At 51.5% G+C, this 22,901-nt stretch carries 20 protein-coding genes; 15 read left to right on the top strand and 5 right to left on the bottom strand.

The window, feature by feature from the left end:
• Positions 1–2 precede the first annotated feature (2 nt).
• The 3 genes from PUP29_RS06720 (at position 3) to PUP29_RS06710 (ending at position 3,123) form a co-directional block, all read left to right on the top strand.
• Positions 3–749: a creatininase family protein gene (locus PUP29_RS06720; protein ID WP_079546627.1), complete on the top strand. Its 747-nt coding sequence runs from the start codon at positions 3–5 to the stop codon at positions 747–749.
• A gap of 134 nt (positions 750–883) precedes the next feature.
• On the top strand, positions 884–2,029 hold the full coding sequence (locus tag PUP29_RS06715) for an ABC transporter ATP-binding protein (protein ID WP_079547835.1): 1,146 nt from the start codon (positions 884–886) through the stop codon (positions 2,027–2,029).
• Positions 2,026–3,123, top strand: a complete 1,098-nt coding sequence (locus PUP29_RS06710) for a uroporphyrinogen decarboxylase family protein (protein WP_079546628.1) — start codon at positions 2,026–2,028, stop codon at positions 3,121–3,123. Before PUP29_RS06715 ends, PUP29_RS06710 begins: the two co-directional genes overlap by 4 nt.
• Positions 3,124–3,149: 26 nt before the next feature.
• Here the strand turns inward: PUP29_RS06710 and PUP29_RS06705 are convergent, their stop codons facing one another.
• A complete protein-coding gene (locus tag PUP29_RS06705; RefSeq protein ID WP_079546629.1) occupies positions 3,150–3,923 on the bottom strand; it encodes a DeoR/GlpR family DNA-binding transcription regulator in 774 nt (257 codons plus the stop codon).
• Between the two features lie 21 nt (positions 3,924–3,944).
• Entirely contained in the window at positions 3,945–4,553 is a 609-nt protein-coding gene (locus tag PUP29_RS06700; protein ID WP_079546630.1) for an SIS domain-containing protein, read from the bottom strand.
• 201 nt (positions 4,554–4,754) lie between these two features.
• On the opposite strand from PUP29_RS06700, the gene PUP29_RS06695 reads away from it, so the two are divergent.
• The 6 genes from PUP29_RS06695 (at position 4,755) to PUP29_RS06670 (ending at position 12,420) form a co-directional block, all read left to right on the top strand.
• On the top strand, positions 4,755–5,456 hold the full coding sequence (locus PUP29_RS06695) for a triose-phosphate isomerase (protein WP_353422775.1): 702 nt from the start codon (positions 4,755–4,757) through the stop codon (positions 5,454–5,456).
• A gap of 68 nt (positions 5,457–5,524) precedes the next feature.
• On the top strand, positions 5,525–6,145 hold the full coding sequence (locus tag PUP29_RS06690; protein ID WP_079546632.1) for a YjbQ family protein: 621 nt from the start codon (positions 5,525–5,527) through the stop codon (positions 6,143–6,145).
• Positions 6,146–6,584: 439 nt separating this feature from the next.
• Positions 6,585–7,505, top strand: coding sequence for an AraC family transcriptional regulator (locus PUP29_RS06685; protein ID WP_079546633.1), 921 nt, complete (start codon positions 6,585–6,587; stop codon positions 7,503–7,505).
• A gap of 138 nt (positions 7,506–7,643) precedes the next feature.
• A complete protein-coding gene (locus tag PUP29_RS06680; RefSeq protein ID WP_353422773.1) occupies positions 7,644–8,675 on the top strand; it encodes a TIM barrel protein in 1,032 nt (343 codons plus the stop codon).
• 167 nt (positions 8,676–8,842) lie between these two features.
• Positions 8,843–9,871 carry an aldose epimerase family protein gene (locus PUP29_RS06675; RefSeq protein ID WP_353422771.1) on the top strand — a complete coding sequence of 343 codons (1,029 nt, stop codon included), beginning with the start codon at positions 8,843–8,845 and terminating at the stop codon, positions 9,869–9,871.
• A 146-nt stretch (positions 9,872–10,017) separates the two neighbouring features.
• Positions 10,018–12,420 carry a cation-translocating P-type ATPase gene (locus tag PUP29_RS06670; RefSeq protein WP_353422769.1) on the top strand — a complete coding sequence of 801 codons (2,403 nt, stop codon included), beginning with the start codon at positions 10,018–10,020 and terminating at the stop codon, positions 12,418–12,420.
• A gap of 48 nt (positions 12,421–12,468) precedes the next feature.
• Here the strand turns inward: PUP29_RS06670 and PUP29_RS06665 are convergent, their stop codons facing one another.
• Positions 12,469–13,491: an aldo/keto reductase gene (locus tag PUP29_RS06665; protein ID WP_353422767.1), complete on the bottom strand. Its 1,023-nt coding sequence runs from the start codon at positions 13,489–13,491 to the stop codon at positions 12,469–12,471.
• A gap of 189 nt (positions 13,492–13,680) precedes the next feature.
• On the opposite strand from PUP29_RS06665, the gene PUP29_RS06660 reads away from it, so the two are divergent.
• The 6 genes from PUP29_RS06660 to PUP29_RS06635 all read left to right on the top strand — a co-directional run bounded on the left by PUP29_RS06660 (position 13,681) and on the right by PUP29_RS06635 (position 21,406).
• Positions 13,681–15,147, top strand: coding sequence for a rhamnulokinase (locus tag PUP29_RS06660; protein WP_353422765.1), 1,467 nt, complete (start codon positions 13,681–13,683; stop codon positions 15,145–15,147).
• Between the two features lie 238 nt (positions 15,148–15,385).
• Positions 15,386–16,129, top strand: coding sequence for an ABC transporter ATP-binding protein (locus tag PUP29_RS06655; RefSeq protein ID WP_353422763.1), 744 nt, complete (start codon positions 15,386–15,388; stop codon positions 16,127–16,129).
• Positions 16,126–17,769 (top strand): COG1361 S-layer family protein, encoded by a 1,644-nt coding sequence (locus PUP29_RS06650; protein WP_353422761.1) that lies wholly within the window; start codon positions 16,126–16,128, stop codon positions 17,767–17,769. The genes PUP29_RS06655 and PUP29_RS06650 overlap by 4 nt, the downstream gene beginning before the upstream one ends.
• The gene (locus tag PUP29_RS06645) at positions 17,756–19,102 is read left to right on the top strand and encodes an ABC transporter permease (protein ID WP_079546639.1); all 1,347 of its coding nucleotides are present in this window, start codon (positions 17,756–17,758) and stop codon (positions 19,100–19,102) included. The genes PUP29_RS06650 and PUP29_RS06645 overlap by 14 nt, the downstream gene beginning before the upstream one ends.
• A 145-nt stretch (positions 19,103–19,247) precedes the next feature.
• A complete protein-coding gene (locus PUP29_RS06640; protein ID WP_353422758.1) occupies positions 19,248–20,288 on the top strand; it encodes an NAD(P)H-dependent amine dehydrogenase family protein in 1,041 nt (346 codons plus the stop codon).
• Between the two features lie 131 nt (positions 20,289–20,419).
• Positions 20,420–21,406, top strand: coding sequence for a hypothetical protein (locus PUP29_RS06635; RefSeq protein ID WP_353422756.1), 987 nt, complete (start codon positions 20,420–20,422; stop codon positions 21,404–21,406).
• On the opposite strand, the gene PUP29_RS06630 is transcribed toward PUP29_RS06635, so the two are convergent.
• Both PUP29_RS06630 and PUP29_RS06625 read right to left on the bottom strand, forming a co-directional pair.
• On the bottom strand, positions 21,354–21,551 hold the full coding sequence (locus PUP29_RS06630; protein ID WP_353422754.1) for an MmcQ/YjbR family DNA-binding protein: 198 nt from the start codon (positions 21,549–21,551) through the stop codon (positions 21,354–21,356). The genes PUP29_RS06635 and PUP29_RS06630 overlap by 53 nt on opposite strands.
• The gene (locus PUP29_RS06625) at positions 21,548–22,711 is read right to left on the bottom strand and encodes an aminotransferase class I/II-fold pyridoxal phosphate-dependent enzyme (protein ID WP_079546642.1); all 1,164 of its coding nucleotides are present in this window, start codon (positions 22,709–22,711) and stop codon (positions 21,548–21,550) included. The genes PUP29_RS06630 and PUP29_RS06625 overlap by 4 nt, the downstream gene beginning before the upstream one ends.
• Positions 22,712–22,901: the final 190 nt, after the last annotated feature.

Genomic DNA, 22,901 nt, shown 5'->3' with positions numbered 1-22,901 from the left:
AAATGTCAATTTATTTTGGAGAAAAGACATGGGTTGAGATCCAGAAAGCGGTGGAGGACGAAGCGGTCGTGATCCTGCCGGTCGGCACAACAGAGGAACACGGTAGGCATCTTCCGGTTGAAACAGATGCAATGATCGCGCGCGGATATGCAGATATGTTGGGAAATGCCTGCATAGAAAAAGGGATACCGGTATTGGTCATGCAAACTATAAACTTTGGTTTTTCTATGGGGATCGTTCGACAATGGCCCGGCTGTCCGAATATCAATACGCGTACATTCGCGGATTATATTTATGATATTGTGGATTCGCTTGTGGGCATGGGGTTCAAAAAGATCGTAACGCTCGACTGCCATGGGAACCACGATTGTCTACTTCGTATGGTCATGCGGGAGATTGCGGATGTGCACGGCGTTTTTACGATGACGCTGGCGCCGATGACGCTTTCAGCGGAAGTATATGACAAAATGAAAAAAGATCCGGAAGGAGATATCCACGGAGGAGAATGGGAAACTTCATGCATTTTGTATCTGCACCCGGAACTGGTGCATCAAGATGAATATACAAATGTAGATGCGATCCGTCTGAATCGAAAATTATGCGGTCCAGTTTCCACATGGGCGCTGCAGAAAACAAAAACGGGATTATTTGGAGATCCTACCTGCGCGTGCGCGGAACTTGGCGAAGCAGTACTGAAAGCGGCAACGGAAAATGGCGTGGAATATATCGAAGAATTTCGCAGAGTATGACGCCGGGAAAACAATCGAAATAATAATAGAAAGGAGAGGGAATGCAACGGTCTGTTTATGCCGTGCTGAAAAGCAGAAGCTGCAAGATAGGGAGGCCGTGCGGGGTTCGGAAAGCGGACCAAACCTGTTTGATTATGGCAAAAGTGATCTTAAAAAATATCGGTAAAATTTACGGAAAAAATGTAGAGGCAGTCAAGAATTTCAACTTGACGATCGAGGACAAGGAATTTGTTGTATTTGTAGGACCATCCGGCTGCGGCAAATCGACCACGCTGCGAATGATCGCGGGGCTTGAGGAGATTTCGTCCGGAGAACTCTATATCGGAGACAAGCTGGTAAACGACGTACAGCCAATGGACCGAGATATTGCGATGGTATTTCAGAATTATGCGCTTTATCCGCATATGAGTGTGTTCGATAATATGGCATTTGCACTCACCCTGCGAAAAGTGCCGAAAGATGAAATCAAAAGACGTGTTCTTCAGGCGGCGGAGATATTGGATATTACAGAATATCTGGAGCGCAAGCCAAAAGAGCTTTCGGGCGGACAGCGGCAGCGTGTTGCCATTGGGCGCGCCATTGTACGTGAACCGCAGGTATTCCTGATGGACGAGCCGCTTTCCAATTTGGACGCGAAACTGCGTAATTCTATGCGCGCAGAGCTGATCTCTTTGAGGAAACGCCTGAATACAACGTTCGTATATGTGACGCACGACCAAACAGAGGCAATGACGCTCGGAGACCGGATCGTCGTCATGAAAGATGGGCTGATCCAGCAGATCGGCACGCCGCAGGAGGTGTTTAATTTCCCGGCAAACCGTTTTGTAGCAGGCTTTATCGGGGTGCCTCAGATGAACTTTTTGGAGAATGCACAGCTTAAATGCAGTGGAGGAGTATATAAGGTACATGTGCTCGGCGGAGAATTTGTACTCAATGAAGCTTATCAGCATATTCTTGCGGAAGCCGGAACGGGTGAAAGAAGCGTGACGGTAGGTATCCGGCCTGAAAATATGGCGGTTGTGGCAAAAGAAGCGGATGGTGCGATCACTGCGGATGTCGGCGTGACAGAACTGATGGGCTCGGAGATTTATATCCACGCGGATAAGAATGGAGACAAATTGGTGATCAAGGCCGGGATCACGGACGAATCCGACGTTCATTTTTCAGATATTCATAATATGAAAGAAATATCTTTCCGGTTAGATACAAGCAGAATACATCTTTTTGACAGAAATACAGGAGACTGCCTATACTATGCCGGAAGAGAGAGGGGAATATGAACGGGAGACAGAGGCTGCTCGCTGCTTTGAACGGGCAGCCGGCAGATAGGATACCGATCACGGAGATCGGTATATGGCCGGAAACGGAAGAGCGATGGCATTCGGAAGGGCTGCCGCAGGACGTGTCCGCTCAGGATCATTTTGGTCTGGACCGTTTTCATTTTTTCTCTTTTGACGGCTCACTGATGCTGCCGCCTGAGATCAAAGAAGAAACAGAGGACATTCTGGTCGTTTCAGACGGAGACGGAAATACTTATCGGTATTTGAAAAATAGGCAGGCTGCGCCGCAGCTGGTCGGAACAACGGTCAATGGATGGGAAGCATGGGAAAGGCTGCGTATTCGGCTGTCTCCGGATTACGAGCGCTTTTCCTCTTTCCGAAGGGACGTGATATGGGGAACACTGCGGAAAGACTCACAGGAGCAGTATTATGAACGTGTGCGGCAAGCGGACGGCTTCACGGTCTTGACACCAATCGAACCGTGCTGGTACTACATACGCCTGTTAGGTGAAGAAGAAGCGCTTGTCCAGATGGCACTCGAACCGCAATTTGCGCAGCGGATCATGGAAGATTATACGGAATTCAACATTCGTATGCTGGAGGAGATAACAAAACACGGCTATTCGTTTGACGCAATGTGGGTATTCAGTGATCTTTGTTATAAAAACGGTATGCTGTTTTCGCCGGAATTTTACCGGAATTATGTACTTCCCTGCCAAAAAAAGCTGTTTGCCGCCGCAAAGGAGCATGGAATGAAAGTGATATACCATTCGGACGGAGATATCCGCGCGCTGCTTCCTCTGCTGATTGAAGCGGGAATAGACTGTATGCAGCCGCTCGAAGCCCGGGCGGGAAACGATATATGCGAGTATGTTGAACAATATGGAAACAGATTGACGTTTATTGGGAATATCAATGCGGATATATTGGCAGGAGCTGTGGAGGATATCGAACGTGAGTTGCTCAAAAAAATACCTGCAGCAAAAAAATACCGCAGATATATTTATCATTCAGACCATTCGATACCGGATACTGTGAGTCTGGAAAATTTTAAATATGCGATAACGCTGGCAAAAAAACTTGGTCAATATTGATATTTCTAACAAAGTACGAAAACGGATCAGGAGGAAACGACAGTAATACCGGTCTCATCCAGTTCACTGCATGAAGCGCTCGCCGCTGCATCGGTCACAAGAAAATCGATCTCGTCGAGCGCACATACGTGCGAAAAACTTTCATGGCCGATTTTACTGCTGTCCGCCACGATGATCGTCTTCTGTGAGCGTTCAATCATCAGACGGTCGATCACACTTTCCTCGGCATGATAGGTCGTGATCCCCGCATGGCGGCAGATACCGTCCATGGAAAGCAGCGCATAGTCAGCCTTATAGCCGGAAAGCTGACGCTTTGCGTCCTCCCCGTAGATAAAGGAATATTGTGTATTGATCTCGCCGCCAAGAAGAATAACACGGAAAGTAGGCACACTGCCCAACTCTACGGCAAGTGAAATGGAATTTGTAACCACGTTTAAGTTTTTGTGCTGCTTCAGTTCAAGCGCGGTAAAATAAGTCGTCGTGCCGGAATTGATCAGCAGCGTATCGCCGTCGTGGATCATACGTGCGGCTGCAGCGGCGATCTGCTTTTTGATATCGGCATTCTTTTGCCGCCGGTACTGAAGCTCCATGTGATAAAAGTTTTTGGCAGATTGGACCGCACCGCCCTGTGTACGCTCCAAATAACCGTCGCGTTCAAGAGCGTCCAGATCGCTGCGGATCGTAACAACAGTAGCGCCAAGCTGTTTGCTTAATTGGGCAACGCGTACCTGCCCATCCCGACGGAGCATCTCCAAAATTTTTTTTCGCCGCTCATCAATTTTTAGCTTGTTTACAGACATTTGTTTTTCTCCCTGATTTGATTAGCGGTTCGGAGCTGCATTCAGACGCTCTCCGACCGCTCCGCCGGGATGGATGACGGCAAATTGTTCGTTGCGAAACCCGGTTGCCTCGATCAAAGCTGATTGCAGTGCATCGAATAAAACGTTCAAAACGGAGAAACTGGTCGTTCCCTGACTGTTGTAGCGATCAGCTTCGCGCGTTATCGGCGTCTGCAGCACGACGTCTGCTTCACGAGCAAGAGGGGAATCAAGATTTTCGGTTGCGGAGATCACAGACACTCCCTTTTGCTTACAAATAGAAAGGATAGGGAGCAATTCAGAGGTCTTTCCACCGCGTGAGGCCAACAGCATGACATCGCCCTGCTGGAGATATCCGGTCGCGCCGTGTACCGCTTCTGCGGGCGAAATGAAACGAGCGGGCCGTTCGATGCAGCACATAAGGTGTGCAAAATGCCGGCAGGCGATACCGGAGTGACCGCAGCCGCTGGCGGCGATGCGCTCGGCCTGCGCGAGCAGCTCAACAGCGCGCAGAAAAGAAGCTCGGTCGATCCCATCAAAAGCCTGCAAGATCGCATCGGTCTCGATTTGGTATGTATTTTCAGCTGCCTGCCATATTTTAGAAAGATCCATAAATATTCCCTTTCCCGCTTATTGCGATGTTTTATTTAACAGTATAGAGAGTTAGAATAAAAAAATCAATAAAAATAATCAGGAAATAAAAAAGAAATAAAAAAGAAATAAAAAAGAAAATATTATTGACCATAAAGAAAAAAGATGATAAGCTGAATAAAGAGACGCACAAACATTACAAGAGGAAAGGAAGCTTGAAGCATGTTGAAAAATTTTCCGTTAAAACCGCCGTTTTTTGAGATTGGTCCTAAATCGTATCTCGTTGGAGACGAAATATTGGAGCTTGCTTTGGCAGCAGATATCGCGGCAGAAAAATATGGTATCGATATTATTTTTACAACTCCAGTCGTAGATATCCGGCGTGTTGCACAGGCCGTAAAGCATCTTTTTGTGTTTGCGCCGCATATGGAACCGATCGAACCGGGAAGAGGACTTGCGGATATTCTGCCGGAATCTTTAGTAGCTGCGGGTGCGCACGGCGTTATGCTGAATCATTGTGAGAAACCGCTTTCGTTCAGCGTGTTGGCGAAAACCATAAGGCGAGCGGAAGAGGTGGGACTGGCGACGATCGTGTGCGCCGATTCTATTGCGGAAGCATCAGCGGTCGCACATCTTTCGCCGGATATTATCGTAGCGGAGCCTACGGAGTTGATCGGCACAGGTAATCCAAGCGACATGAGCTATGTACAAGCCTCGATCGAAGCGGTAAAAAAAATAGATTCGGATATTCTTGTGCTTCAAGGCGCAGGAATTAGCTGTGGGGAAGACGTGTATCGTGTGATCGGCACAGGGGCGGAAGCGACCGGCTCGTCGAGCGGGATCGTAAAAGCGCCCGACCGCGCAAAAATGATCGATGAAATGATAGGAGCCGTACGCCGTGCATGGGACGAAAGGCGAAAATAACGAAAAAGAAAATGAAACATTTTATGCGGCCCGGACAGCCGTAAATAAAGTAAATTATGAGGTGAAACATGGAATTTAAAGTTGTTCAAAAGGAATTGGAATTGCAGTCGCGCGGGTGGATACCAACATTCCATGACGTATCGAAAGAGGTATGTGAGATCGTGGAAGCTTCCGGTGTGAAAAATGGAACGTGCTGTGTTGCGTCTCACCATACAACCTGCTCCGTTATGGTTCAGGAATGTTCACACGATATCGATTCTTTCGATTTGGAATATCTTCAGCACGATCTCCTCGATATTATGCGGAAGATGATCCCGGATTTTGCAGAAGAGCATCAATATCGCCATCCCGGGCCGATCCATGCACAATTCGGAAGATTTGTGAATGAGCCGGGAGATTATACGAGTATGAATACAGATGGCCATCTGCGTTCTGTTTTTTTTGGACGCAGTGAAACGCTGACGATCAAGGATGGAAAATTAGATGGCGGAGAGTTTGCCCATATTTATTTCATTGATTGGGATCATGTACGCGCACGGCGCAGGCAGCTCAATGTTACGGTAATGGGAACAACGGAAGACATCGAAAGCCGCAAGTGGAACGGCGGAAAAGTGATCGACACCAAGCGTAAATATACAGAAGAAGAAAAAGCAGAAATGGAGCAGTTCTGGTTACAGCAAAAACGATAACCAGACAAAGATTCCGGCAGCTGTAACAGTCGCCGGAATCTTTTGCATTGTTTTTCTGTACGCTTGGCAGAAACCGGAATAAAATAATCAAAGAAAGGAGGAGAAGTAATGATAAAGACCGGGGCCGCCGCAATCGGCGGCACAGAACGCGTTCGGCACACAGGACCGAGAGGGTGCGGACTACCGCGCCTGCAGGATCTATGGCTCCCTGTATAAATAAAACAATATTTCCTTCCTGTTATATATAGATCCAACGAAAAAGGATGCGCTATTCATGCATCCTTTTTTATTTTAGTGAAGCAAAAATATAATATGAAATCAAATAATTCATACATTTTTGTGTATTAGTGCTATAATATCTATAAATGACGTTAAAAAAATCATGAAACAGACATGACACATTTGCCATTTTTCAGAAAAAAGCCGGAGCAGAAAATTTATGGAATATGAGTTTATCAAGCACATTTCGGGAACAAGCCTGAAAACGTTCGTGGTATCCATCAACTGGAGGGAGCTGCATTTTCATAATGATATGGAGATATTTCTCGTACTCAAGGGCAGCGTGAACATAGACGACGGCCAGCAGCGCCACCTTTTGAAGCGGAATGATATCTTTATCAGCAACCGGAATGCGATCCACAGCCTAAGGAGGACGCAGGAAGAGAATCTTTTGATGGTACTGCAGCTCGATCCGCTGCTGTGCAAGAAATATTATCCGCGCATTGCGCATGTCCGGTTTACCAAGCGGCATATCCTGCGGGAGAGCTCGCCGGAATATTGGGAGATGTTTCGGAACTGTATGGAAAAGATCGTTGCGTGCTATTGCAAAAAGGAAGAGGGGTATGCGCTGGAACTGGTATCGATCCTAAATCATATGCTGTTCCGTATGCTGGGGCACGATGACTACACGGTGCTCGACGAAAAGACGGCAGCGGCTGAAAACCGCAATATGGACCGCCTTCAGCGCATCATTGAGTTTATGCGGGAAAATTATATGTATCCTATTACATTGAAAGAGATCGCGGAACGTGAAAATCTGGACATGTACTACCTATCCCATTTTATCAAAACGCACCTTGGGATATCGTTCCAGAATTACCTGAACCGGATGCGCGGGGAAAAAGCGGAATATCTGCTTTTGCACACGGATCTCAGCCATATCGATATCTGTATGGAATGCGGATTTTCGGATTATAAATATCTCAATAAAGTGTTCCTGAAAGAATTTGGCTGTACCCCCGGGGAATACAGAAAAAAATACCGCATAGACTCCGTGCAGATAACGGAAGAAAATGAACAGCATACCGTTATGGACGTGAACCGCGCGCTGCATTTTTTAAAGCAGGCCGGCAGGAGCTGAGAGGACCGAAAACAAAACTGTCCCGGAAAAAAAGCAAAGATGTGCGGGAAGAGGGAAAAAAGAGGGGATATAATAAAGGCAGCATGGAAAGAAAGGCCGTTCGGCCGGAAAAAAAGGGAACCAAAGGAGGAAAAAAGGATGGCAAAATTCAGGTTTACGGTAGGACCGTGGAACGTGCACGAGGGAAACGAGACGTTCGGGCCGGGGATCAGGCCGACGGTGCCGTTTGAGGAGAAGATCAAAACATTCTCGGAGATCGGGATGGACGGAGTGCAGTTCCATGACGATGACGCGGTGCCGGATATGAACAATATGACGGAAAAGGCGATCGTGGATTACGCGAAGGACGTCAAAGCGATGCTGGACAAATACGGTCTGTTCGCGGAATTCGTGGCGCCGCGGCTGTGGTTCGACGCGCACACGAACGACGGGGGCTTCACGGCGAGCCGGAAGGAGGACTATGATTTTGCGATCTGGCGGGCGCTGCGGTCGGTAGATATCGCAAAGGCGCTGGGGACGAACAAGGTGCAGCTGTGGCTGGCGCGCGAGGGAACGCTGTGCGCGGAGGGGAAAAACCCGGTCGAGAAGATCAGGCAGCTGAGGGACGCGTTCGATACGATCCTGAAATACGACCCGGACGTGCAGATACTGGTAGAGCCGAAGCCGAACGAGCCGATCGACCGGAGCTACTGCGGGACGGCAGGGCATGCGCTTGCGGTAGGAGCGCAGACGGTGGATCCGTCGCGGGTAGGACTGTGCATCGAGAGCGCGCATTCGATCTTAGCGGGTCTTGACCCGGCGGCGGACATGGCGTTCGCGATCGCGTGGGGGAAGCTGTGGGGAGTACACCTGAATGACCAGAACGGGATCAAATACGATCAGGACAAGACGTTCGGAGCGGAGAACCTGAGGGCATGCTTCAATCAGGTGAAGGTGCTGTATGAAAACAACTTCGGCGATAACGGGGAATGCGTAGGACTCGACGTAAAGGCGATGCGGACGCAGCCGGCGGAGGACTGCTACCGCCACATCATCAACAGCAAGCGCGTATTCGAGCTGCTGCTTGAGAAGGTGAAGAAGTTCGACTATAAGTTCCAGGAAGAGTGCGTGAAGACGCAGAACTTCGAGAAGCTTGAGATGTATGTGATCGAGCTGCTGCTGAACGGCTGATACGGCACGGCGAAGGTATTCGGAAGCATTGGCGGAGTATTCTGCCAATGCTTTTTTGATTTGCGGTGCCCCATGAGAAATTTTACAAAAAAGAACAAAGAACGGATAGGAAAACGGAAACTTTTGATGTAAAATAATAGTAACATTTCAAAAGGGCGGTAATTATCATGATCGAGATTCAAAAAACAGGTGTAAAAGACGGAAAAGACGTTTTTGTGTATACTATTTCAAACGAAGCGGGCGGCCGCATGAAAGTAACCAATTACGGGGCGACCATCATGGCGGTGGAAATGCCGGATGCGGACGGTGCCGCGGCGGATGTGGTTCTCGGCTTCGAAACGCCGGAGGAATATTATGGGGACCATCCGTTTTTCGGTGCGACAGTAGGGCGCTACGCCAACCGAATTGCGGGCGGACAGTTCACAGTAGGCGGAAAGGATTATGTAATTCCCTGCAATGAAAACGGCGTCAATCTTCTGCATGGAGGAAACAATAGTTTGAACCGTAAGGTATGGGATGCGTCTGCGGAAGAGAATACATTGTCGCTCACCTATCACAGCCCGGACGGCGAGGATGGGTTCCCGGCAGCTGTGGATATCCGTGTGGAAATGACGCTCACGGACGACAACACGGTGCGTCTCGAGTATTTTGCTGAGGCAGATGCAGATACCGTGCTGTCGCTGACCAACCATTCCTATTTTAATCTGCGCGGAGAGGGAGACATAGGAGACCATGTTCTGAAGATAGACGCAGGTGAATATACGCCTGTAGATGAAAACCTGATCCCAACGGGCGAAATCGCCGAAGTCGCGGATACGCCGCTCGATTTTACCCATCCTCATTTGATAGGGGAGCGCATCGAGGATCCATTTCCGCAGCTAAGGCTGTGCGGAGGCTATGATCATAATTTTGTGCTGTGGGGGGCGGGTTTCCGCCGCGCAGCGCGCGTAGAGGATCCGCAGAGCGGACGAATCATGGAGGTATATACGGATAAGCCGGGCATGCAGCTTTATACGGCGAACTTTGTGCCGGAAATGAAAGGAAAAAACGGAGTGCAATACGGGCCGCGCACGGCATATTGCTTTGAAACGCAGCTTTTTCCGGACAGTATGCACCACGACGAATTTCCTTCCTGCATTCTGAAAAAAGGAAAGACCTATCATGATGTAACGGAATACCGTTTTTCTACAAAATAGCAGAGATTCTTAAAAATATCGAAACGGCAGATGAACAAATCTGCCGTTTTTTGTTAGTATTTTATAAAATTTAACAAATCGGCATTTAAGGGCAAAATAAATATGATATAATAAAACCATTATGGACGGTGTATGAGAGGAACAGTATGGCGGAAGAGCAGCAGCGCTACGATTCGGACTGCCGGACGGGGCTGACGGATGAACAGGTCAAAAGCCGCATAGAAGCAGGGCTTACCAACGCATTCAATACAAATACGACAAAATCCTACCGGCAGATATTCAAGGACAATCTCGTTACCTTTTTTAATATCCTGAATATGGTGTTTACCGTACTGATCGTCATGACGGGTTATATCAAGGAGCTTGTTTTCCTGCTTGTCGTAGTAGGGAATCTCGTCATCGGTATCGCACAGGAGATCGTCACGAAAAAGACGCTCGATAAGCTGTCGGTCATCGTGGCGGCAAAGGTGACGGTAGTCAGGAACGGAGCGGAAAAAGAGATCGGCGTGGCGGAGCTTGTGCTCGACGATGTGATGCAGCTCATGCCCGGCAATCAGGTATGCGCGGACGGGATCATTCTCGAGGGTTCGGTAGAGGTCAATGAATCGCTGATCACAGGCGAGTCGGACGTCATTGCCAAAGGGCCGGGGGATTTTCTGTATTCGGGAAGTTATATCGTATCGGGAAATGCGTATGCCCGCGTTGAGCGTGTGGGCATCGAAAACTATGCGAATAAAATATCATACGACGCCAAGGTGTCTAAAAAGCGCACCTCCGAGCTGCGCAATTCCCTGAACCGCATTTTGAAAGTGATCAGCATCATCATCGTTCCGGTCGGTATTCTGCTTTTCGTAAAGCAGGGCCTTGTCGTAGGTCTGCCCATAGCAGATAATACGGTGAAAACAGTAGGCGCGCTCATCGGTATGATCCCGGAGGGGCTCATACTGCTCACCAGTATTTCCCTTGCGACCAGCGCGGTGATCCTCGCAACAAAACGGACGCTCGTACAGGATCTTTATTGTATCGAGACGCTCGCACGGGTAGACATCCTGTGCCTCGATAAGACGGGAACGATCACCGAGGGGAAAATGCATGTGGAAGAGGTGATCGCCCTCGACCCATCGCAGAATATAGAGCGGGTCTTATCCAATATGGCAGGCGCGCTGCAGGATGATAACGCAACATTCCATGCAGTCGTAGAAAAATTCGGCAAGAGCTTTGACCATGAAATAAAGTCTATCATACCTTTTTCCTCCGCACGCAAATACAGCGGCGTATGCTTCGAGGGGGAAGGGACATGGTTCCTCGGGGCATTTGAATTCATTTTCCCTAACGGATATCAAGAGCTGGATGCAGAACAATATGCCAAAAAGGGCAGCCGGGTGCTCGTGCTTGCCCACAGCGCCGCAGACGACGTAGAGGGCAATGCCGTTCCAGAAGGAATGAAGCCGGCGGCATTTCTGCTGATATCAGACCGCATACGGCCGGACGCGAAAAAGACGCTGCGCTTTTTTGAGAAGCAGCAGGTCGCAATCAAGATCATATCGGGCGATAGCCCGGTAACAGCAAGCGCGATTGCCGAGCGGGCGGGCGTCAAGAATTATGAAGCGGTGGACGCGACGACGCTCACAACGCAGGAAGCGCTTGAAGCTGCCGCAGAAAAATATGATGTGTTCGGACGCGTTACTCCAGCGCAGAAAAAAGAGCTGATTGCGGCCATGAAGCGCAGAGGACACACGGTCGCGATGACGGGAGACGGCGTAAACGATGTGCTCGCTCTGAAAGAGGCGGACTGCGGGATCGCGATGGCGTCGGGAAGCGACGCGGCAAAAAATATTGCCAACCTCGTGCTGCTCGATTCTAATTTTGCGACTATGCCGGACATCGTCAACGAGGGACGCAAGGTTATCAATAACATCGAACGTGTGGCCACCCTGTTCATTACCAAGACGGTATACGCGGTGCTCCTTGCGTTTGCGACGGTCATTCTGCTCGACAGCAGCTACCCGTTCACGCCCCTGCAAATGACGCTCATCAGCTTTATCACGATCGGCTTCCCAGCGTTCTTCCTTGCGCTGGAACCGAATTTCTCACCGATAAAGAAGCATTTTCTTATCAATATCCTGAAGCGCTCGCTTCCAGGCGGCCTGTCTGTGATCATCGGTATCCTTGCGGTCAATGTATTTGCAGGCATCTTCCAATATACGCCTGCAGCGGTATCGACGATGTGTATGCTCATGGCAGTCGCAGTCGGAATGTGGGTGGTAGCGAAAGTCAGCGTACCGTTTACGACTGCGCGCAAGGTCATTTTCGGCAGTGCGGTCGGGCTGTTCTTCCTGTGCCTCATTATTCCGTTTATCCGGGGCTTTTTCGATATTTCGCCGATCAATCTGCCGCAGGTCGTAGTGGTGTGTATCTTTACGGTGATCGCGCCGTTTATGATGCGCGGGTTCGAGCGTATCATTGAAAAACGCGCGGATAAATTTCTTTCTAAAAAGTTGATCAAAAAGGGCCTGCAGCTCACAGACGACGAGCTGAAAAGCAAGTAACAAAAAATGCCGGAGATTTTTCCGGCATTTTGTTTTGATATATGTGGTTCAATGCACCATGCGCGGCCCTTTATAGGGACGCGTAAAAGGCATAAAGAAAGACTCCTCGAATGGACGGAAAGGCACCATTTGATAGATCTCATCGATTCGCTTCAAAACGTCTTCCGGCAGAGGACCCTTTTCATAGGAAGCGAGATTACGCTCCACATTTTTTACGGTTCCGGCTCCTGTTACGACTGCGTGAATGTCGGGGTTGGAAAATGCGAAGCGCATCGCAAGATCGGCAACGTCCATATGAAGCTCGTCGCACAACTCATATAGCTTCAAATATTGCTGCTGACGGGGCCTTGAGAGCCATGCGGGTTTTGCTTTCACCTGCTCGTCGTAACGCCTTGCGAGCGCTCCCTGCTGCAGAACGGAGCCGAGCAGGATCCCCATGTTTTGTTTTTTGGCGGCGGGGATGACCTCGATGGCTGCCTCCTGCCAAAGAAGGCTGTAATTGAAGGCTGTCAAAATCACGTCGAAAAAGCCGCTCTCGATGATGGGAACGATCTCGTATGCCGTCGTTCCGCCAATTCCCGTATATTGAATAATGCCCTGCCTTTTCAAATCGGAAAGCACGTCCATCACGGGACCATAATAGGCTTCGGGCCGGTTGAGGTCCTGCGGGCGTTCCCACCAGTCATACTGGAAAGGACGGTCGGGCTCATGCACCATCCAAATATCGATGGTGTCGCGTTTCAGACGGTTGAGGCTGTTTTCTACGGCGCGCAGCAGGCAGTCGCGGTCCTGCGGCAAAAATGGCTGCGGGTCATTGCTGAATTTTGTGGATACATATAGCTTTCCCTTGATGCCCGGAAGGATCGTTCCAAGCACCTCTTCGCTGCTGCCGTAAGCAGGCGCGGTATCGATCAGGTTCACGCCGTGATCTACGGCAAACTGCAGCGCCGCAGCAAACTCTTCGCGCGGCGTACGCACGTCGCCGCCCATCGCCATTCGGCTCACATGAATATCGGTCCTGCCAAGCTTTACATATTCCATAGACGTTTCCACTCTTTCGGATAGGATCATGAGCAGCTGCTCATACAGTCATTATCGCACAAATGGAATGTGACATCAATCATCAGGTGAACAATTTTTTTTTGCAGCGGACATAAAAATGTTTGAAAACTACATGAAAAGTATACTATTTTTCATTGATTCCCGGGTTCGTTTTCAGTATAGTTATTATTAGGAACATAATAATAAAGGGGAAATAGCATGAGCAAAATTTTGGCATTTGATTTCGGCGCTTCGAGCGGCCGTGCAATGATCGCACAGTATACGGACGGAAAAATCACGATGAAGGAGCTTCACCGCTTTACGAACGATCCGGTCTTCGTGAACGGAACCCTCTATTGGGATGCGCTGCGCCTGTTTTACAATATCAAGCAGGGGATCACAAAAGCGGTCAACGAGGGCGGCTTTGATATGATCGGCATCGATACATGGGGCGTGGATTTCGGCCTCATCGGAGAGGACGGGCAGCTCGTTCAGAATCCGGTCCACTACCGCGACGAACGTTCCGAGCAGCCGTTCCGCGAATTCCTGAGGCGGGTCGACCTCGGCGAGCTTTATGAGACGGCGGGCCTGCAGCACCTTGCGATCAATACGCTCTACCAGCTCATCTATCTGAAAGAGCAGAAGCCCGGGCTTCTTGAGGCGACGAAAAAGATACTCTTTACGCCCGACCTTTACAATTATTTCCTGACCGGAGAGATGCACACGGAATATACCATCGCTTCCACCTCCGAAATGCTGGATGCGAAAAGCAGGGATTGGAGCGATAAGGTGCTGGCGCTTGCCGGGATACCGCGTGAAAAGCTGTGCGATATCGTACAACCGGGCACGGAATGCGGCCTGCTGCGCGATGAAATATGCGAAGAGCTGGGTGCGCCCAAAGCGAAAGTGATGTGTACGGCCGGGCACGATACGGCTGCGGCGGTCGCGGCAGTTCCAACGCAGGAGCAGGATTTTATTTTCATCAGCTGCGGAACGTGGAGCCTGCTTGGAACAGAGCTGCATGAGCCGTGTATCAACGCGAAGGGAGCGGAATATAATTTTGCCAATGAGGGTGGCGTAGAGGGCACCTACCGTTTTCTGAAAAATATCATGGGGACATGGCCTATCCAAGAATCGCGCCGGCAGTGGATACGCGAGGGCCGTGAATTTGGCTTCGGAGAGCTCGAACAGATGGCGAAGAGGTGTACGCCTTTCCGCAGCTTGATCGACGTGGACAGCCCGGAATTCGGCAAACCGGGAAATCTACCGCGGCGCATTCGGGACTTTTGCGAACGGACCGGGCAGCCCGTACCGCAGACAGAGGGAGAAGTGATCCGCTGTATCGACGAAAGCCTCGCGCTGAAATTCCGCTACAGCATCGAGCGGCTGTGCGAATGTACGGGAAAGGAATACCGTACAGTGCACATTCTCGGCGGCGGAACAAAAAGCGCGCTCCTGTGCCAGATGACCGCCGACGCGACGGGCATGACCGTTATTGCCGGGCCGGACGAAGCGACGGTGCTCGGAAACATCGCAGTACAGCTGATTGCGGCAGGGGAGCTTGCCGACATCAGGGAAGCGCGCAGCGTTGTCGCGGCCTCCTGCGAGCCAGCGACCTATCTGCCGCAGGAAAAGCGGATGTGGGATGAAAAATACAAAGACTTCAAAAGCTTGGTCGAAGCGTAACGATAGGAAAGAGAACGCCGTGCGCGTTCTCTTTTTTTGCAGAAAACGGAAAAAACGCCTGAAGTTTACAACTATGAAACAATTTGCTTCTATTCTGAGAAAGCTTAAGAGTTTATTAAGAAAAAACGGAACAGCCCGGCAGTATGCTATGGTATAATAAAAATGCGGATATTGCTGTTTGGGCGTTTTTCCTTTTGCATCTGACAGAGGCTTTTATTTTCCATTTTGGAGGGGAACGGTGGAACCGATCATTATAGCAAGAAATCTGAAAAAAACCTACCGTATGGGAAATACGAAGATACATGCGCTTGCCGGAGTAGATATCGATGTGATGCCCGGCGAGGTGTGCGCGATCCTCGGTACGTCCGGCAGCGGAAAATCGACGCTGCTTTCCCTCCTTGCGGGGCTCGAGCATCCGACCGCAGGCAAGATATTTATTCGGAAAAAACCAACTTATAAAATGAATGAAAGTGAATTGGTGGATTTTCGCCTGAAGCATATCGGCTTTGTGTTTCAGTCCTTTAATTTGATGCCTACCATGACGGCGGCGGAAAATGTGGCGCTTCCCCTGATGTTCCGGGGCGTGCCGCGTGCCGTACGTATGAAAGCGGCGAACAGGCTGCTTGTAGAAATGGGGCTTGGGAAGCATCTGAAAAACATGCCGAACCAGCTCTCGGGCGGACAGCAGCAGCGCGTATCCATCGCGCGCGCCATCATTGCAAAGCCGGAGATCATTTTTGCGGACGAACCGACGGGAAATCTTGATTCGGTGACGGCGGAACAGATCATGGAGATCATGTGCGGGCAGGTAAGGAAACGCGGCGCAACGCTCCTGTTTGTGACGCACGACCCGACAAAAGCGGAATATGCCGATCAGGTCATTCATATCATAGACGGAAAAGTGGCGAAGCGTGAAAGACACGGGCCCGCCGCCGGAAAGACAGCACAGGCGGAATCAGAAACACAGGGAGAGGAAACATGAAAAAACGAATCACGATCACTGCACTCATTGTCCTGCTTGCGCTTTCTTTTGCGCTGCCTACCGCCTTTGCTGCGGATATGCGCGGCACGGCGCTGCGCATCGACAGCAAAAGCCAATATGAGGGAATGGATGCGACCTACCAAAACGGGTATAGCCCCGCCGTATCCGGCGGCGCTGCGCGGGTCATTCTCCCGCTGATCCCCGGTCCGGGAACGGAGCAGGTCGAGGAAGGAAAAGACGTAGCAGTCTCGGTCGATCTGGGAGACCCCCAAACAGCGCCGTTCATATTCAATAACTATGATACGTCCGTATCCTTGAAAGAGAACAAGCTGACAGACGGAAAAACGAAGCAGTCCTATCTGGTGGACCTGCGTCTGCCGCTTGCAAAGGACCGGGTGAACGGAAACTATCCGGTCGTTATCAGGACGAGCTATCCGACGGCAGGCGGAGAAGTGAAGACGCAGGAATTTACTGTCTTTGTCAAAATCACCGACGGAACAGACCCTGCGCCTGAGCCGAGTGAAGAGCCGGGCGGACAGCCGACGGAAGACCCGGGAACGGACCCGGGAGGAGATCCGGGATTTGATCCCGGAACGGGCGGCGGTGGCGGCAGCGGCGTGAGTTCTCAGCCGAAAGTGATCATCAGTAACTATGAGATCAGCCCCGACCCGGTAAACGCGGGCGAAAAGTTTACTGTGAAGGTGACGCTCACCAACACAAGCAAAGAGACGAGCGTGAAAAACATCACTGTCACCTTTAAGAGCCAGACGACGGACCTCATGCCCGGCGACAACACGAATACGGCGTATATCGAAAAGATCGCCCCCAAAAAGACGGCTGATTTCAGCTTCACGATGGAAGCCCGTGCCGACGCAAAAGCGGGGCCGCAGAAGATCGACATCGCCATTGCCTATGAGGACAATCAGGCTGCGCAGCTTACGGCGGCAGACGAGATCAGCGTGGAGGTACATCAGAAGATACGCCTCGAATATGATCCGCCGAAATTCCCGGCAGAGGTCTATATGGGCGACACGACCTCCGCCAGCCTGAACCTGTATAATAAGGGGAAAAATATCTTATATAATGTAACGGTCATGCTTGATGTGCCCGGGCTTACACCCGAATCGAGCGCGTTCCTCGGCAATATGGAATCCGGTACGGCAAAGACGGCGGATATCTACGCGGCGGTCGCGGCAGACACCGGAATGGGGCTGGAAGAAGGGGCCGGAGCGGACGGCGATATGGCGGGCATAACAGACGGCGGAGCTATAGCGGAAGATGTTGCGCGGACGGTCGTATCGACAGAAGCGGGAACGGCGGAGCCGGAGGACGGAGATGCAGGGCCTGTGCAGCCCGGCCCGGTGGAGGGCAATTTCATCGTTGCCTATGAGGATGAATACGGCGAAGAATATGAAATGAAGATACCCGTTGAGACGGTGCTCGTTCCTATGCCGGATTACGGCGGAGATATTCCCATGGAAGAAGTCCCGGAGGAAGAGACGGCGGGCTTTCCGTGGTGGGGATGGCTCATCATTGCGGGCGGAGCCGCAGCCGCAGCGGCCGTCATTGTGGTGAAAAAGAGAAGAAAAAAACGTGCACAGGAGCTTTCAGAGGAGCTCGAAGACGATGACATTTATTGATATTGTCCTCCTTGCGGCTTCTAACCTGTGGCGCCGCAAAATGAGGACCATTCTGACCGTTCTCGGCGTGATCATCGGAACGGCGTGTATCGTCATCATGGTGGCGCTCGGCCTTGGGAATCTCGAGCAGTTCAACCAGAGCATCATGCAGAGCACAGATCTCACGCAGATACAGATATCTCCGATGGGCTCGGGCGAGGAGGGAAAACTGACAGATGCAAAGCTGGAGCAGATACGGGCGCTGCCGGGCGTCAGGAACGCGACGGGGCTCTTATATATCCCCTCCTATATCGTGATGGGAAAATATAAGGCGGATACGCAGGTCTATGCGGTCGACCCGGACACGATGGATTTTTCGTTTATGGAGGGAGGCGTGTTTTCCGACACCTCCAATATCGAGCTTGTAATAGGAGCGAACGCGAGACAGTATTTCATGGACCCGAATGCTTCCGGCGGGATGATGGGCGGTACGGTGATGGCCGGAGGTTATGCCGTGGCAATAGATGCGGACGACTATCAGGAGCCGGCCGGACCGGATGTGGATTGGGTAGGTATGAATGTGAAATACTACCCCGGCAGCGGATATTTGATCGACAATCCCGACCCGTCCACGCCCGACCAGCCGACGCCCAAGGAATACCGGGGAAAGATCACGGGCATCCTCGAGCAGTCGGACAGCGAGCAGAGCTATAATATCTATATCAGCATCCCGGCGGCGAATATGCTGATCCGCGAAAATCGTAAGCTGATGGATCAGGCAGGGATCAAGGAAGGGGAATATTCGCAGGGATATGTGAACGCGGTGGATGTGGATGCCGTTCCGGACGTTCTTGCGGCGGTCAAAGAGATGGGATTTCAGGCATATAGCCCTACTGAATGGATCACCCAAATGCAGGAAGAACAGGCGCGGCAGCAATCACAGCTCATTGCCATCGGTCTCATCTCCCTTTTGGTGTCGGCGATCGGCATTGCCAACACTATGCTCGCGAGCATCCTCGAACGTGCACGGGAGATCGGTGTGATGAAGGTGATCGGCCTTTCTATCCGCAGGATCAATCTGATGTTCCTTGTGGAGGCGGCTATGATCGGTCTTTTAGGAGGGCTGATCGGTCTTGGGGTCAGTTATATTTTCGGAGCGGTCGCAAACTTCGGAGGAGGAGAGATCAGCTTCCTCGGCATGTACTTCCAGAACGGGGTGCAGCTCTCCATTCCGTGGTGGCTCAGTCTCGGAGCGGTCGGGATAGCCGTAGGCGTAGGGATCGTATCCGGCATCTATCCCGCATGGAAGGCGACCAGAATGAGCCCTCTTGAAGCGATTCGCAGCTCTAATTAAAGGAAAAAGAAACGCCCGGTAAAATTTACCGGGCGTTTTTGTATAAACCGGTTTGAAAGGGTGCGCCGGTGGTATATTGATACTATCCAAAGCAAAGACAACAAGACAGGCATGAGTGGAAATTTTATGAAAAGAGGGAGAGAGCATGTATCATCAAAAAATACGCGCCGTACAATACGGCTGCGGAAAAATGGCAAAGTATACGGTCCGGTATCTGTATGAGAAAGGCGCGGATATCGTAGGTGCGATCGACGTCGACCCGGATATCGTTGGAATGGATGTAGGGGAATGGGCGGGACTCGGCGTGCGTCTCGGCATTCCGATCCGCAGCGATGCCGACGCGGTTCTGGACGAATGCGATGCGGACATCGCAATCCTTACCTTATTCAGTTTTATGGATGATATGTATCCGCATATCGAAAAATGTGCCGCGCGCGGTATCAATGTGGTGACGACATGCGAGGAAGCCATCTATCCGTGGACCACCTCTCCGGCCGTTACGAACAAGCTGGATGTGCTTGCAAAGGAAACAGGCTGTACGATCGTAGGCTCCGGTATGCAGGATATCTATTGGATCAATATGATCGCATGCGTTGCAGGAGGAGTCCACACGATAGACCGCATCGAAGGCGCAGTCAGCTATAATGTAGAAGACTATGGCCTCGCGCTCGCACAGGCGCACGGAGTGGGACTTACGCCGGAGGAATTTGAAAAGCAGCTGGCACACCCGGAAATTCTGGAACCGAGCTATGTGTGGAATTCCAACGAGGCGCTGTGTGCGAAAATGGGCTGGACGATCCGGTCTCAGACACAAAAAAGCGTGCCGTATTTTTATGAAAAAGATCTATATTCCGAGACGACCGGTGAAACGATCCCGAAAGGAAACTGTATCGGCATGAGCGCGGTGGTCACGACACAGACGCATCAGGGTCCTGTGATCGAAACACAGTGTATCGGAAAGGTATACGGGCCGGACGACGGCGATATGTGCGATTGGAAGATACTCGGCGAACCCGATACGGAGTTTCATGTGGTCAAGCCCGCGACGGTAGAGCATACCTGCGCGACCGTTGTGAACCGTATCCCAACGATTTTGAATGCACCGGCGGGCTATGTGACGGTCGACCAGCTTGAACCGCTGGAATATCTCTCTTATCCGGTGCATCTGTATACGGAAGAGTGGTAGCTCATCGGAAAACGCCCGGAGAGAATTTTCTCTTCGGGCGTTTTTGCGTTTACAGATTTTTCATGCTTTCATCATACAGTTTTCACGTTGCGCTCCTACAATAGGAACAGACCAAGAAAGGAGCGGTCAGTATGAAAAAAATATTAGCAGTTCTGCTGTGTGCAGTGCTTTTGATGGGCATAACAGCCTGTGCACAGCAGGCATCAGAGACGGCGTCCGATGCTGCGGAAACGGGCACGCAGGAACAGGACGACGCGGTATATGGGCAGGTAACGGCAATCGATGACGATGAGGCGACGATCGCCCTCGGAACGGTGAATGGCGGAATGCCGCCGGACGAAGAGCCGCCCGATATGGAGAATGGGGAAACATCCTCCGGCGAAATGCCGCCCGACATGGAGGGTGGAGAAATGAATTCTGGTGAAGTACCGGAGATACCGGATGGGGAAGCACCGTCAGGTGATGCAGGAAACGGCGGAACGCCGGATATGGGTGAAAGCGGCCCCGGTGGAATAGGCGGTTTTACGGCAGATGAAGGCGGAACGGAAATCACCGTCGACCTCACTGCGGTTATCATCACAAAACAGGAGGGCGGCAGTGAGACGGAGGCCTCGTATTCTGACCTTGCGGAAGGCACGATCGTCAGAATGGAAGGCTCGGGCGAAGGCGGGGATTTTGTGCCAACGGCTCTTACGATCGTGAATACGGGCGGCCCCGGCGGGGATATGGGCGGATCGGAAACGGGAAGCATCGAGCTTGCAGGCGTACTTGCGGTGGACGGAACCAGCGAGACCTCGGACGGCGAAGAGATCGTCTCCTCGTCTGCCGATGAGAATGCCGTGCTTGTAAAAAACGGCGGAAGCCTGACCATGACAAACGGAACGCTCGGGAAAACAGGAGATACGTCGAGCGCCGATGAAAGCAACTTCTATGCGGTGAACGCTGTACTCGCGGCGGCGGGTGGCAGTACTGCCGAGATATCAGATACGGTCATAAGCTCCGCGGCAGAGGGCGCGAATGCCGTTTTTGCGACGGGTGAGGGCTCCGTGGTCACGCTGGATAACGTTACCATTCATACGACAGGAGATCGCTCAGCGAAGGCTCGAGCTTCAGCGTAAAAATGGATCTCCCATTCTTATCGCCGCCCTGCATAGCAAACATTTTTCCGCCGACGGAATAGCGGGTGGCTTCCCATTCGGGATGGTAATCTGTGGTCACCCCCGTTTTTTCGAGCAAATACCTGCTGAGCCATTCATAATTCACCGCAGGATCCCGCTTTCCCGGATCAGGCGAACCGCATGCTCGATGGAGGGGACGTCGCGCACAAGGGCGAGCCGTACGAATCCCTCGCCCGCAGGGCCGAAGCTCTCGCCGGGCGTGCAGATGATCCCTGTTTTATCCATCAGCTCAAGCGCGAAATCCCACGATTTTTCGTAGCCCTTTGGAAGCGGAGCCCATACGAACATGGTGCCCGGGGAATCGGGAACATCCCAGCCGATGCTCCGCAGTCCGCCGCACAGCGCGTTCCTGCGTTCGCGGTAGCCCCTGCGGTTGCGTTCCAATATATCCTGAGGACCGTTCAGCGCTGCGATCGCCGCTTTCTGCACCGGGAAAGAAATACCGTAATCGATCTGCGAACGCAGGCAGCGGAAGCTGCGGATGATCTCTGTGTTGCCGAGTGCAAAGGAAATGCGCAGGCCGGTCAGGTTATAGGATTTGGAGAGAGAGTTGAATTCGATACCCACGTCCATCGCACCCGGAACGGCGAGGAACGACATGCCCGGCTCGCCGTCCATCACAAGCTCGGAATAGGCGTTGTCGTGTACGACGATCACGTCGTATTTTTTCGCCCATGCGACGAGCCTTTCATAAAACGCATAGTCCGCGACCGCCGTGACCGGGTTGTTGGGGTAGGAGACGACGATCATTTTCGCGCGGCGCGCGACGTCTTCCGGAATACTGTCAAAATCGATCAGAAAGTTATTTTCCTTTTTCAGTGGTGTGTAATAAACCTCCGCCCCCGCCATGCGCGGTCCATACATGAACACCGGGTAACACGGGTCCGGGGCGATCACGAGGTCGCCGGGATCGCAGATAGGGAGTGCAACATGCGCCATGCCCTCCTGCGTGCCGTAAACGGACATCACCTGCCGCGGCTCGAGGGGAACGCCGTAGCGGCGGCCATACCACGCGATGACCGCCTCGGTAAGCTCGGGAAGGTCGGCGAGGGAATATTTGAAATTATCCGCGATGCCCGCCGCCTCCTTGAGGGCCGCGATCACATGGTCGTCCGGCTTAAAATCGGGCGTACCTACCGAAAGGTTGATGACCTCCATGCCCCGCCGGAGAAGCTCGGCGCGCTTTTCCTCCAGCTTGGAAAAAACATTCAAATCGAAGATTTTCATTTTATCTGCAAATTTCATATTCCGCCTCCGCTGCTTGCTAAATTTCATCTATTTTTTATCTTACTGCAAATGCCTGCTGCCCGCAAGCTTGGAAACAGAAAATAACGGGGTGGGTTGTGCTTTGCCCGCAGACCGCGATATAATAAAGAAAACCAATCGGCTGCGCCGCGTGAAAAAAGGCAGGCATGAGCGGCGCTTTTGGGCAAAG

It is taken from the genome of Christensenella massiliensis, assembly GCF_040409835.1.
Lineage (GTDB): Bacteria > Bacillota > Clostridia > Christensenellales > Christensenellaceae > Christensenella > Christensenella massiliensis.
Note: the sequence above shows the minus strand (reverse complement) of the source record. Positions and strands in the feature narration are given on the sequence as shown.

What these genes read in the sequence shown, in the direction of transcription:
- PUP29_RS06720 (WP_079546627.1), top strand. Translation starts at nt 3, where the DNA reads ATGTCAATTTATTTTGGAGAAAAGACATGGGTTGAGATCCAGAAAGCG.
- PUP29_RS06715 (WP_079547835.1), top strand. Translation starts at nt 884, where the DNA reads ATGGCAAAAGTGATCTTAAAAAATATCGGTAAAATTTACGGAAAAAAT.
- PUP29_RS06710 (WP_079546628.1), top strand. Translation starts at nt 2,026, where the DNA reads ATGAACGGGAGACAGAGGCTGCTCGCTGCTTTGAACGGGCAGCCGGCA.
- PUP29_RS06705 (WP_079546629.1), bottom strand. Translation starts at nt 3,923, where the DNA reads ATGTCTGTAAACAAGCTAAAAATTGATGAGCGGCGAAAAAAAATTTTG.
- PUP29_RS06700 (WP_079546630.1), bottom strand. Translation starts at nt 4,553, where the DNA reads ATGGATCTTTCTAAAATATGGCAGGCAGCTGAAAATACATACCAAATC.
- PUP29_RS06695 (WP_353422775.1), top strand. Translation starts at nt 4,755, where the DNA reads ATGTTGAAAAATTTTCCGTTAAAACCGCCGTTTTTTGAGATTGGTCCT.
- PUP29_RS06690 (WP_079546632.1), top strand. Translation starts at nt 5,525, where the DNA reads ATGGAATTTAAAGTTGTTCAAAAGGAATTGGAATTGCAGTCGCGCGGG.
- PUP29_RS06685 (WP_079546633.1), top strand. Translation starts at nt 6,585, where the DNA reads ATGGAATATGAGTTTATCAAGCACATTTCGGGAACAAGCCTGAAAACG.
- PUP29_RS06680 (WP_353422773.1), top strand. Translation starts at nt 7,644, where the DNA reads ATGGCAAAATTCAGGTTTACGGTAGGACCGTGGAACGTGCACGAGGGA.
- PUP29_RS06675 (WP_353422771.1), top strand. Translation starts at nt 8,843, where the DNA reads ATGATCGAGATTCAAAAAACAGGTGTAAAAGACGGAAAAGACGTTTTT.
- PUP29_RS06670 (WP_353422769.1), top strand. Translation starts at nt 10,018, where the DNA reads ATGGCGGAAGAGCAGCAGCGCTACGATTCGGACTGCCGGACGGGGCTG.
- PUP29_RS06665 (WP_353422767.1), bottom strand. Translation starts at nt 13,491, where the DNA reads ATGATCCTATCCGAAAGAGTGGAAACGTCTATGGAATATGTAAAGCTT.
- PUP29_RS06660 (WP_353422765.1), top strand. Translation starts at nt 13,681, where the DNA reads ATGAGCAAAATTTTGGCATTTGATTTCGGCGCTTCGAGCGGCCGTGCA.
- PUP29_RS06650 (WP_353422761.1), top strand. Translation starts at nt 16,126, where the DNA reads ATGAAAAAACGAATCACGATCACTGCACTCATTGTCCTGCTTGCGCTT.
- PUP29_RS06645 (WP_079546639.1), top strand. Translation starts at nt 17,756, where the DNA reads ATGACATTTATTGATATTGTCCTCCTTGCGGCTTCTAACCTGTGGCGC.
- PUP29_RS06640 (WP_353422758.1), top strand. Translation starts at nt 19,248, where the DNA reads ATGTATCATCAAAAAATACGCGCCGTACAATACGGCTGCGGAAAAATG.
- PUP29_RS06635 (WP_353422756.1), top strand. Translation starts at nt 20,420, where the DNA reads ATGAAAAAAATATTAGCAGTTCTGCTGTGTGCAGTGCTTTTGATGGGC.
- PUP29_RS06625 (WP_079546642.1), bottom strand. Translation starts at nt 22,711, where the DNA reads ATGAAATTTGCAGATAAAATGAAAATCTTCGATTTGAATGTTTTTTCC.